Annotated in this window: 13 protein-coding genes; 7 read left to right on the plus strand and 6 right to left on the minus strand. The window is 38.9% G+C overall.

What is annotated here, in order from left to right; translation table 11 throughout:
• The 4 genes from DSM106972_RS54665 to DSM106972_RS50420 form a co-directional block, all read left to right on the plus strand.
• On the plus strand, window positions 1-254 hold a 254-nt coding region (locus DSM106972_RS54665; protein WP_233787988.1), incomplete at its 5' end, for a hypothetical protein.
• Window positions 251-457: a hypothetical protein gene (locus DSM106972_RS50410; protein ID WP_127087761.1), complete on the plus strand. Its 207-nt coding sequence runs from the start codon at window positions 251-253 to the stop codon at window positions 455-457. The genes DSM106972_RS54665 and DSM106972_RS50410, both read left to right, overlap by 4 nt.
• A gap of 23 nt (window positions 458-480) precedes the next feature.
• On the plus strand, window positions 481-732 hold the full coding sequence (locus DSM106972_RS53015) for a hypothetical protein (RefSeq protein WP_127087762.1): 252 nt from the start codon (window positions 481-483) through the stop codon (window positions 730-732).
• A 346-nt stretch (window positions 733-1,078) separates the two neighbouring features.
• Entirely contained in the window at window positions 1,079-1,270 is a 192-nt protein-coding gene (locus DSM106972_RS50420) for a hypothetical protein (protein WP_127087763.1), read from the plus strand.
• Here DSM106972_RS50420 and DSM106972_RS50425 read toward each other — a convergent pair.
• Complete coding sequence (locus DSM106972_RS50425; RefSeq protein ID WP_127087764.1) at window positions 1,251-1,907, minus strand: hypothetical protein; 657 nt, start codon at window positions 1,905-1,907, stop codon at window positions 1,251-1,253. The genes DSM106972_RS50420 and DSM106972_RS50425 overlap by 20 nt on opposite strands.
• 154 nt (window positions 1,908-2,061) lie before the next feature.
• Window positions 2,062-2,349, minus strand: a complete 288-nt coding sequence (locus DSM106972_RS51080; RefSeq protein ID WP_148129296.1) for a hypothetical protein — start codon at window positions 2,347-2,349, stop codon at window positions 2,062-2,064.
• Between the two features lie 22 nt (window positions 2,350-2,371).
• Between DSM106972_RS51080 and DSM106972_RS52060 the strand changes: the two genes are divergently transcribed.
• From DSM106972_RS52060 to DSM106972_RS50440, 3 genes are all read left to right on the plus strand, one after another.
• Entirely contained in the window at window positions 2,372-2,542 is a 171-nt protein-coding gene (locus tag DSM106972_RS52060) for a hypothetical protein (protein ID WP_158633043.1), read from the plus strand.
• Window positions 2,526-2,846: a hypothetical protein gene (locus tag DSM106972_RS50435; protein ID WP_127087766.1), complete on the plus strand. Its 321-nt coding sequence runs from the start codon at window positions 2,526-2,528 to the stop codon at window positions 2,844-2,846. Before DSM106972_RS52060 ends, DSM106972_RS50435 begins: the two co-directional genes overlap by 17 nt.
• Before the next feature lie 267 nt (window positions 2,847-3,113).
• Complete coding sequence (locus tag DSM106972_RS50440) at window positions 3,114-3,338, plus strand: hypothetical protein (RefSeq protein WP_127087767.1); 225 nt, start codon at window positions 3,114-3,116, stop codon at window positions 3,336-3,338.
• Between the two features lie 97 nt (window positions 3,339-3,435).
• Here the strand turns inward: DSM106972_RS50440 and DSM106972_RS50445 are convergent, their stop codons facing one another.
• The 4 genes from DSM106972_RS50445 to DSM106972_RS52065 form a co-directional block, all read right to left on the minus strand.
• The gene (locus DSM106972_RS50445) at window positions 3,436-4,407 is read right to left on the minus strand and encodes an HNH endonuclease (protein WP_127087768.1); all 972 of its coding nucleotides are present in this window, start codon (window positions 4,405-4,407) and stop codon (window positions 3,436-3,438) included.
• A gap of 274 nt (window positions 4,408-4,681) precedes the next feature.
• Window positions 4,682-9,346 carry a helicase-related protein gene (locus tag DSM106972_RS50450; protein ID WP_201800914.1) on the minus strand — a complete coding sequence of 1,555 codons (4,665 nt, stop codon included), beginning with the start codon at window positions 9,344-9,346 and terminating at the stop codon, window positions 4,682-4,684.
• A gap of 135 nt (window positions 9,347-9,481) precedes the next feature.
• Window positions 9,482-10,366, minus strand: coding sequence for a DEAD/DEAH box helicase (locus DSM106972_RS53020; RefSeq protein ID WP_201800915.1), 885 nt, complete (start codon window positions 10,364-10,366; stop codon window positions 9,482-9,484).
• The coding region (locus tag DSM106972_RS52065) for a hypothetical protein (RefSeq protein ID WP_158633044.1) at window positions 10,359-11,688 on the minus strand (1,330 nt) is incomplete at its 5' end. The genes DSM106972_RS52065 and DSM106972_RS53020, both read right to left, overlap by 8 nt.

Raw genomic sequence — 11,688 nt, forward strand, 5'->3', positions numbered from 1 at the left:
TTTTCCTGAAATTCAGTTATGATAATGATTACAGCCGTCGTGTGGCGGCTGGTGACAGCTTTGCTACTTTTACCCCTGGTAGTATTAGTCTGTTCACCGTGACAAATCTCGCATTGGTTTACGGTTTGGCGCCATTAAACTATAGAACCACGCCTATCTCAGTATCTCTATGTTTAAATACGAAACGTATTAAATTTATATTAATAATCGACATTTGTCGCTATTACAAGGGTCTCCAGGAAGGTAACAAATGAAGAAGAAAGTTAAAAAAGTTCCAGCTTATACTTGTGATTATCCGGTTTATGATTACGAAGATAACAGTGTTTATATAGTTATTTACTACAACGGTAAAAAGGTTAAATTTATAAAAAAAGAAGATGCTCCTTCCTTGATAAAAGCTTTGGAATCTGGGGAAAGTCTAGAAGATATTGATTTTCATATTCGTACCTATTTCTAGAGTAACTTAGGTATAAAAAGTTTTTGAAAATAGGGCGCCACTCACATCCTGCGCTACTAACAGGCGCCAACAGCAAATTGAAACTAGTATCTCTCATTTTAGATACGAAACGTATTATTTTATTAAGGAGATATATCGGCGCCTGTAACTTCCCACATTTACAAGCGCGCGAAATACTCTTCAACTCGATATTCAAAAACGATGTCCCAGAAAAAGCATCCGTTGTATTTTGTTTGATACACACCCTCTCGCTCTATACGGTAATCAGTAATTAAACCATCACGTTTGGCATTACTCAACCTTGTAACAGTAGTTACTCCAAATTCTATTAATACTGGTACTAATTGTCCTGTTGTCCAATAAATTATTTGTATTACGTCATTAAAAGCTGATTAAAGCATAGGCGCCAAATCTCGATTCAATAAATTTAGTTTATTTTGTGGCGCCGTTTATAACTATAACGAGAGTTCAGTGCCATTACCTTTATCTCAACCAAGTTTTTTAATGAATGATAGTTCCCAGAATAATTCTAATATAGCTAATTCAGATACAGATTCTGAAATTATATACCCAATAACTGTTAAGTAACTCTAGGCGCCACTTGCTACGTTCAGAATATCTGTGCCCAACTTTTTCCACAACAGGCGCCTACCCTGGTACAGTAGCGTTTTCTTCGATGCTCTACTGGTTGAACTATATTTTTATTTAGGCGCCAATAGTAAAAACCACATGGGAGCGCTTGCTTGTTGTGGTGAACGTAATTTGGAGCTAAAAACTTGTTTAATTCAAATAATTAATGGTTTAACTGTTTAACACCTAATGCTTTTTTCAACATTATCCCTGCACATAACGCGGCAAAAACAATACCTGCTGAATTAGCATTTTCAGGAATACTTTTTGGAGTATCAAAAGATAGACTTACCAACATTTTACCTGGTTGACTCGCGCCTAAAGTAAATTTTCCTGCAATAGTTCCACTACCACTGGCGCCTATAAATCTACCTTCACCACCATTAATAACAATATCACCCAATATATCTACGTTTAAAGTCACTGGGTTAATTGTATTTACACCTTTATGAGTACCAAACAGCTTATCATTACCTTCTCCAAAAAACGTAATACCGCCTTGTGGCTCCAAAGCGCCAAACGTTTGTGGATTTGCATCAAAAATAACTGGGGCGCCTGTTTGGATAGCAAGGTTAGTATCTGCAAGGTTTGCATATACTAAGCTTTCAAACAAATTTAAACTAAAATCGGCGCCTATCGTAACACCTTTAGCTGGACCAACCAAAAGATTTTTTTCTACGATAAAACTGGCACTAGTGAAAAAATCATACTCCTGATTAAATTGAATTAAAGCTTGTGCTTGGCTTGATAGGGTACAGTTTCCAATAGTCGCAATTGACAAGCTGATTACTGGAAGCAAGGTTTTACGTAGATTGAACATGAATTAAGCGGTTTAAGTATAATTAGCTAGCTGTTCTCTATTATACTTTTATATTTGTAAATTTTCTAAGTATAATTACGCTTGTTTATATGAAGAAATGCTAAAGTCACGCATTGGTTTACAATGTGGCGCCTCTTCCTTTGACCTTGGGTATTCAAGCTGCAGGCGCCGTTAAACCAATTGTTTTGTCTACGACTTCAGATAGATATTTTACTCTAAAAAATTTTTGTCCACTGTATACGCCGCAGTTACATAGCAACAAAGTCGCGAATTTCAATTGCGGTTGTCTACGGACTGGCGCCTGTTGAAACAAGTAATATTTGTTGCTATCCTTTATAAACAACCAGTGGTGGCATTCATATCTATCCAAAGAAAATAGAGTTTTAATTAATGCGCCTATAAATATAAAAACACAGGCGCCTCCACGCATTTGTTGCGGCAAGCTATATCTTATGGAGAGAGTTATGGGACGAAAAACACCTGTGAGTACCGAAGATGCTAACGTTGCAATATGGTTGGGTAACTTTGTTTCACAACAAGAGTATGAGGAATATCTTGAAGACAACAGTGAAAATTATGCTTCGCAAAATACTTTACTAAGCGTACAATTATCAAGGTTTGCACTACTATATTGATTATCGTTGGTTTGACGACGACCAACTTCACGCTTACTACAGTTCATGTGGTCACATACTCATAGCTGATTTAATTAAAAATGTCTCAGGGAATGACATAACTGGAGGCACATTTTTCTCATCAGAGGTTGTTGATGCTTCTTTTCGACTTGGAATTGAGAGCGCAAATGCAATAATACTGCTTTTCGATGAAGATTTTGGGCATGTTACGCAAAAAACACCTGAACTACCAATTCAATACATTGGAACTTTTACATGCACCATCAAAGTTACTTTTTTTTGGGAACAGGAAGACGATGATTGAACAAGAACACAGTGAAGGCGCCGATTGAACTTATGCCACATTAAATATATTCTCTCGATGCCTTTAAAAAGATTGCAAGTTGATAACTGGCATAACTTTCGGGCGTTCTTCATGCAACTTCTATTTCAAGCATCTTACTCAAACTAAAGAACGACTGCGAACGATGTAGGCGCCTGATGTATAATTCAAACCTTTTACCGATGTTTTCATGAAACTAAAATATCTAACCTTTATTTATAAACTGTAATACTTAATGGAGACAAAGCAATGACTCAAACAACTAACAATCATATTGCAATTGAATTATCTAGTGATGAGCTTGATACTGTAGCTGGTGGTTTTGTTTCTACTGAAGAACTTTCCAAATCTATTTCCGATTCTTTAAAGCTGCCAAATTTCACTATTCCTAAGATAAATTTTGGTAACTACAATACATCTGCCTCATATTACCAAAATGGAGACAAAAAAGAAAGCGCAGTTGCTGTTGATTAACAGAAGAATAAAATTGGCGCCTTCCAACATATGCTTATCGCTCGTACTTAAATATCTAGATATTTAATGTAATGTCAGACGGCGCCTTGAACAAAACTTAAGCAGCATTGAATATATTTTCCCTATGCCATTTTAGAGCTTCCACGCGCGGATAATACTGTGTCTGTGCTGGTAGCATAATCTGTTCCCCTACAAAATCATGCATCGGTTTACAGTTCGGCGCCTGTTCTCGCAAACCATCCATAACAATAATTGAGTAATCATCCTCGATACTGAACCATCCCCTATCAAATGCCCAGTGATGTGTCTTGCACAGCGCCAGTCCATTGTCTATTTTGTCGTCGTAGAATTTTGAAAAGGGGAGAATATGGGCGCCATCCACAATACCTTGCCCGTTTATATCAAGTATCTGATGCCCACAAAACGCACAGCTAAAGTTATAAGTTGCGGTAACAATTTTACGAAACGCTGCGTCTCTAACAATAATTTTCTGTTCAGAATCAAGTTCAGATGGCTGATAAATTTTACCACCCGCGCGCTCTAACTCTTCCTGCAATTCAGCAAAAGCATTTACTTGTAAAATTCCTTCAATATTACTGGCGCCACTAAACCATTCATCAATCAACACTTGTATCAACACGCTTCTATTATGAGAGTCTTGTAATATTTGCCACAACTTGTCATCCAAGTACGCATATTCTATTGCTTGTTTGATGGCGCCTGCTGATACTAGTTTTGCCTTGGAATTTATAGCTAGCTCAAATCCAGGGTTTGGTTGGAAGTGCCAAAAACCATCACTTCGTAGATAGAAAAACGGTTGTCCTATATCTGGCTTGCGGGTTGGTTCTAAGTGGCGCCATAAGTTCATAAATGTGGCGACCAATTCACCAGATAAGAGTATTTGATTTTTTCTAATCTCCCCTCGGCTGATTAATTCGATGATAGATAATAGTAAAATTGGTTTGTTTGGCGCCGTGCCCAGACTGCGATTCACGTTTAAACCACTAGGGTTTGTTTGTTTTATCCTAGGGGCAAACTTTTTGCAATAGTAAGCTAAATCTTTAATCATATATAAGTTTAATACATAAATACTGTATTATACCTGTATATAGTAGTACTTGGTGTAAGGGTGGCACCGTAAAAGAAGCTTTATAAACGTTTACAGAATTAGCACAATAAGGCATTATTAAATACTAAGAAAAAAAATTATATAATCGCTTTATGAACATGAAGTTACAATCGCAGCTTTTCACTATTGGAGTTGGTATACTGCGAACGGGTAAAAATTGAACTGGGTAAAGCTAGCACTTAATATCTAAGATAAGAATTTTTGCAAGCCCTAGTTATGCATATCCTCCTGGTCGTCGCAGAACCATAAATGGATTTGCATCCGTAACTGTATAAGTTGGATATTGTGCTAAAGCTTCAATAGAAGCTGCAATCCACTCAGGGTGGTCATCCTGCCACAGGGGATGGCGCAAAATTAAGATAATTTTACGTTTGGGATTTTGGTGAACGTAACCTGTAAGCGTTTTAAATTGCGTTGGAGGACGATAACCTAAACGCTGAAGTGTTGCTGGAACTGCATTGTTTAATAAACTTAACCAAGGATTTTGAATACAGCTACTCCAAGGCGAGCTTAAGTCAACTTTGATGCTTGAATTCGATACTAAACGTGCCATATCAAGTGCGAGGCGCCAATCGAGTAAGCCATGATAAACAAGGTTTTGATAATCGCGTAGACACAAATTGCAAGAAGTATCGCAATCCTTACTATGTCCTTGAGAATTTAACCATGTAGCAGCAACACTATTCGCAGTATTTAGGTCTGCTTGCATCATAATTTGTTGAAATACATGAGGTTGGGCAAGATATTTACAGTACCCGGCGCCGTTTTCTAATTGGTCACAGAGAAATGCTTGACCAAAAATCATTCCGTTTTGTCCCAGTGAGCGGAAACCAGCTTGCAATTCTAATGCATCAACATCTAACAATGAAGCAGCAGCAACCCGCAACCAAAATGCAAACGAGTACCAAGCTGCACGACCTATAACGTCAGTTGGATTCGCAAATATCCCTTTTGTCCAATAATTCAAACTTACTAACAGAACATCAGTTTTTCGGCGAGATAATAGTGCAATTGTATATTTGGTACCAGAACTGCTTACATAGTCATCGCTTTCTTTTGAAACTACATAGGCGCCACTTTTTAGTTCTCCAAAAACTTTTGCTTGTTGAAATTCAAAACCACCTTTACCTCCATTATCATTAACAGTGATGATATTCTCATTAAATGCGTACACCGAAGCATTGAGTAAATTAGTTGGTACACCAATATTGGCATCAACACTCAATGATGGTCGTGTTGAACGTGGTTGCCATTCAAACCGTCCATCAAAGTCCTGCGGACGCAAGTCTGTAAAAAATCCCTTCGGTTCTCGCGCGTCAATACAACGTAGTTCTTTTGTCCCACAAACAAGACATAATTCTTTTTTTGATTTACTGCCAGTTATGCGTTGATTTGGTTGATAAGGATATGTTACAGCTTGGCAGTTTCCACAAATAGCAAGCGCATAATTGCCATTTGGAAGTGCGGGTGTAAATCCTGATTCTGAAACTAAATTACCTTTATTACCTTGAGGACGTAACTCAACTACTCCTACCGCAGTGTGAACGGCTTTGTCTTTAACTGTTTGTGATGATGGTGCAAATTGGCTGATAGCTAAATCAAGGTCACGGTCTACAACTCCAGTTTCTGGAGGCCATTGTCTAGCTTGAGACGGCCACCTGGTGTAAAGTAAGCGTACTCGCGTTGGAAAACCAAACATCGGTAGTAATCCAGCATTTGCTAACCTTTCACTGAGTTTATCTTGAGTGTAAGTTGAATCATCCACAACGCCCTGAATCTCTGATATCAGTTGATTACATAAATAACCCAGCATTGCCGCTTGAATGCCACTAGGCAATTTGGTTTGAGGCACTAAACTGCTCAATATCGATGAAATTGTATGTTGATTTGCTGCACTACTTAACCAGGTATTTATTTCTGGTTTGTAATGCAACCAATCCACAACCGCACCAAATTCACCGTGTACGTTATCAGTGCCGCTGTTGTCTAAAATAATACCTGCTGTTTGGAGGTTTTCTTTTGCAACCGAAAACGCTTGTCTCAATACTTCTTTAATCAAAACTCGTTTAAAAATCGGTTCGCTTGTCATATCAACATAAGGAGCTGGTGGAGGATCGCCAGTTATACTTTCTGTGCGCTGAAAGTAAAAATCGTCGTGACTGCGACCTCGACAAAATGTTACAGCCAAAGAAACACCTACTCCCCGGCGCCCTGCTCGTCCTACCCTTTGTTGATAATTAAACCGACGGGGTGGCATATTTGCCATCATTACAGCAAGCAGCGAACCAATATCAACTCCTGCTTCCATCGTTGTAGTCACGCTGAGTAGATCAATTCCTTGAACACGAGGATTCTCATTATCAATGAAAATATCTTGGAATCTACGTTGGCGCCTCATTCGTTCGCTTTTGTCGGTTTGTCCTGTTAGCTCTTCGGCATTCATCCGAAACGGCGAACCAGATTCAGAAGAAAGATAATTGTAATAATCAAAATCGCTCGTTGTTTGCCCAGTAACAAGTTTAATCGAAGGGATTTTCAGGTCATCAAAACGACGGTCACTGTTACATTCGGGGCAAATACCCGCTGCTGGTTGAAGAAAGAAAGCATTACATTGAGGGCATCGATATCCTTGACGCGAACCATTAACTGGGTTTGGTGGTAAAACGAGATAAAGATGATCTGGGTCGAGGGCAAGTCCTTTTGCACTAGATGTAACTATTTTTGACTGAAGTAAGTGTTTCTCTACGTCTTTTTCATTCAAGCCAGCTCGTTTGATATACCGTTCTAAATAAGGTTGTAAAAAATTATTACCAACGGGTACATAGCGTGAATAGCGGTGTAATTTACGAATACCAAGTTGCCGGATAATTGCTTCACATACTTCTACAAGCTTTTGTGTTGGGTTTCCTTGCGGTTGATAACTTAACCACCCTTCACCAATTCCTTCAAGAGTTCGTGCAATATGTTGAAACAGCACGTACATTAACTCGTCGGTTAGCATATCTTCCAACCGAGAAATATGGTCAGTTTGCTGGGTTGTAGCGTTAACAATTGAAGTAACAGAACTATTTGTCCAGTTATAGCAGTTATACCAAGGTTCCCACTGTTGACTTTTGTTTTGTCCAGTACTGTAGTTTAAGGCTCGAAAATCGCTACCACCCGGACAAATTCCATATACAAGTAAAGCATCGCGAACTGTCCGTCTTAAATTTAATAAGGGAATACGTTCGGGATAGCGTCGAATTAAATTAAGCCATTCGTCGCGCGCAATAGGATTAAATGCAGGGGCGCCGAAAAGCCAAGACATAGCTTCACTAACTAAGCTAGGGTAGGCAGTACCAAATCGGTTGCGCTTGAACATATCATCAGCTTCTGGTGGCGCAGTAACAGCACTATAAAGAAGCGAATTTTCGGCTTGCAAAGAAGCTAATGCACCAGTATTACCCGTACAGCTTACACGTAAAAAAGCTACAAGCTCGGACCAATATCCTTGAAATGACTCAATTAGTAACCGACGTACCATATCACGGTAATGGTCACGTTCCATACCTGCTGCTAATTTTGCTGCATCCTGACGACTATCAGAAAATATAACTAGCTTACGTGACGAACGACTTGTTGGTGTAGGTGGTGCTGGCATTTCTCTAAGTAAACCACTTGCTAGTACTTGACACGCTTTTTGAAAACCTGTGCGATGGATACGTAGTGAGGTCGGAAATTGCTCGCGCTTGCTATAGTCAGAATCACATCGGGGACATTTTGTAGGTAAAGCACGTTGTTCTGCGGCATTGCTACCTTCAACTTTATATACCCATCCTGGTATTTCATTTTGTTGTGGTGGAGCGGCGCCTTCTAAAAGTATTCCTGTCGAAACATTTAACTTTGCTTGCACCCACTTACACTTATTGCCCTGAACTTGCCACTCTAAATCCTGCGGTTTATTACTCCAAGCAGGTACATCGTGGGGTAATGGCCAGAATAAACGATAGTTTCCATAGCGTTGATTAAGAATTACAAGGTCAGGAATACCTTCAAGGTCGGGTTGGTCAGGTGTCAAAATTTCTACATCTTTTATGCCAATTTTAGAAGTTGTTTTGTACCCTCCTAGAAAAACTTCACCACACACCTCGCACACGACTAAATCAAGAACACGCGAACCACACGAGCAAGTTAGGCTGTGAGTAGCGTGAATGGCACCTACTGTTGGACGATTAGAATTTTGTGGGTTTTGTCTTACGCTTTGAAAAACATTACTATCTGTACAATCTGGATTACAGCATACCCAAAGGCTTTGTAAGTTATGGAAGAATAAATGTCCGCGCACTGGTAGCACAGAACGTCCATTGCTTTGTTTAGACATCCCTAATGCTAAAAGTAGTCCTCGCGTTGCATCTGATACAAAATTATTATTTTTGGCACCTGGGAAAAGTTTTTGATCCAATGCTTGGACGTTTGTCGCACGCACACTGCCACTAGCATCTTGGCAAGCTTTTCGTAACGCATCCGATGCACCAATAGTAGCTAGGGCTTCGCCTAATTGTTCTTCTTCTTTTACTGCTGTTATTGAGGTTACTAGCTGTTGAGCTAAATTGGACATTGCAATTTTAGAATCGTTAACGTCCGGTGGTGCCATTGGTTTGAATGGATCGGGCTGAACAGACTGAGCAAAATTGGCAAACGCATTTTGATGCGGTGTTATCTGAGACTGCGCTTGATATTGAGGTGATATTTGCTGCCCACTAATAAATGTAAAGTTATTACGCCCAAAAAACTGTTTTAAAAAATCCATTCCCTGTGAATTTTGTTCAAGACTCGCTGTTGTTGTTAATATCCGCAGTTGTGGTGAATTTGGTGTTAGTCCTAAACGCGAATACAGCAAGCGAAGAATATATGCTACCTCCGTTCCAGGAGTACCGCGATAGCTATGAAGTTCGTCAATAATTAAGAAAAACTCATTATTTTCTTCACTTGCAAGCCAATCACGTGTTGCGCTAAAAATATTATTCTCAATACTTCACATCATCATGATGTTGAGCATTGAGTAGTTTGTAATTAAAATATCCGGTGGACACTCTTGCATGTCCCAACGAGACCACATCTCAGCACCATCAACGCGCGGAAAATAATAATTTAATTCAGGGTCTTGCAATTTCTGAATCTCCGTCCATTGTTGCGAGCGTTCTGTTAACTCTCGTCGTAACCGTTCGATACTATCTTGTTTTCTTTCTCCTGAAACTGCTGTTTGCCCAGTATAACGACCAAATGTAATTCGATTACCACCGCGCGCAGTATTTAACCATTGATGAACTTGCGAAGTATCTAGTGCTTTTCGTAATCGTCTTAGCTGGTCTTCAACTAAAGCGTTAAGCGGATATAAAATTAATGCACGTACAGCTTTTGGTCGAGGTGCGTGTGTCCACTGCGATACTCGGTTCCCCTTACCATTCCACCAATTCTGTTGACTAGTTGTTTGTGGACAATTAGCCCAAAACGCGGATTCTTTTGCTAACTGTGCTAAAAGCGGCAATAAGAAACATTCTGTTTTACCCGAACCTGTACCTGTGGTAACGACAATATCTTTCTTATTTAAAATTACTGCTTCCAAGCTTTTCCATTGATGCTCGTAAAGCGGAATGCTTGGGTCAAAAATCATTTGCCCTAAAGAAACTAAATCATTATATCCAGTAGGTAATCGAGCCGCAGCAGTTGCTAAATCCATTCCTGATGAGGGGTAGGTAGGAACTGGCTCAACTAACGGCGCCTGACTCAAAATGCCTGGTTTTTTGAGAATATCATTACGCTCAGTCGCTAATGCTGTATAACGTAGTGGAAATGCGCTTTGGATATATAACTGATAAATACGGTCAAGCCTTTGATACGCTCCTACCAAATCATGCATAAGTCGATTCCCCGCTACAAGTTAGGTTTAGTTTAGAACTGAGCAAATTTACTAAATCTGGTTCTATATTGGTATAAAGCAAATACGAATCCTTATAAGTAGGAAGTATCCCTGATGCCAGAACCAATGCGCGCTCGTAAATCTCTGGGAATCTTTGTGATACAGGTACTACCAAATGTTTCGTTTTTGAATTGTAAATAAATATACATGGTTCTTGAATTTGTTGCAACGCTAAGAATCGCAAACCATACCAGTCGCCAGAGACCCAACAACTGCTTTCTTTGTCGTAGAACAAGGTGCGAAGTGGAGTATGAACGCTTGTATCTTGGCTATACATTTGATACATTCCCGATTCTGTTGGCAAGTCACAATCCACAAAATTACAGCCATCAAATTTCTGCCAGCCGTAACAACTTGTGACAATACTTGGTAATTTAACAAGATTATTCTTCCAAATATTAATATTGGGTAATATGCTTGCCAACTGTTTTGATACTTCACCAGCGTTTGTTATAGAAAGATTATTACTAATATTGTTGTGTAAAGTAGAAATATTGTTTAAGTTGTCAACTTGGATATGGACACAAGGAGGTGCATCTCCGAATGGTTGATTTATAAAATTAACCGACGCATATTGTTGCAGCTTGTTTAATAACTCTAAACTTTGTTGTCCACATAATATAAACTCTTGTAAATTTGAATTTGAAGAGATTTGAACTGTTGTCGTTGGTGCTATTGACCATCGCTTTCCATCTAACGACAATTCAATATGTCCTAACAATTTTAGCCGCCGCAACACTCGTAATGGTTCTTCAATATTTAATTTGTCGCAAGCTTTTCTAAATGATTCCAAAGTGCCATAACCAAGTGCTGATAACCAGTATAGTAACTGCTTATATTTACTTGAAGCATCACTTAATTGAGATGAATAATTTGTTTCTTGCGACTCGGTAAAATTAAACCAATGCTTGTTGATAATTTTTGGTAAAGCTTTATACGGTATAGGATTAGTGTAATCACGGACATCATGACTGGCGCCAACCATCTGCTTGATATCTTCGTAAGTAAAGCAGGCATCTTTACGGACTGCAGGAATTTTAAAATATTTTAACTGGAGAAAATTTGACTCATAAACCTCTTCAGGTATTGCACCTTTTTGCGGACTTTCAACAGCAATAAAAAAATAATATTCTTTTCTCGCTTTAATGCCCTTCTCTATACGTAAGACAGGAATATGCTTACTTAGATCCCATATTCCGCACTTCAGAATGTCGCATAAAATATTACATAAATACGTACTGGCATTAGTAAATAAACATACT

The organism is Dulcicalothrix desertica PCC 7102 (assembly GCF_003991905.1).
Lineage (GTDB): Bacteria > Cyanobacteriota > Cyanobacteriia > Cyanobacteriales > Nostocaceae > Dulcicalothrix > Dulcicalothrix desertica.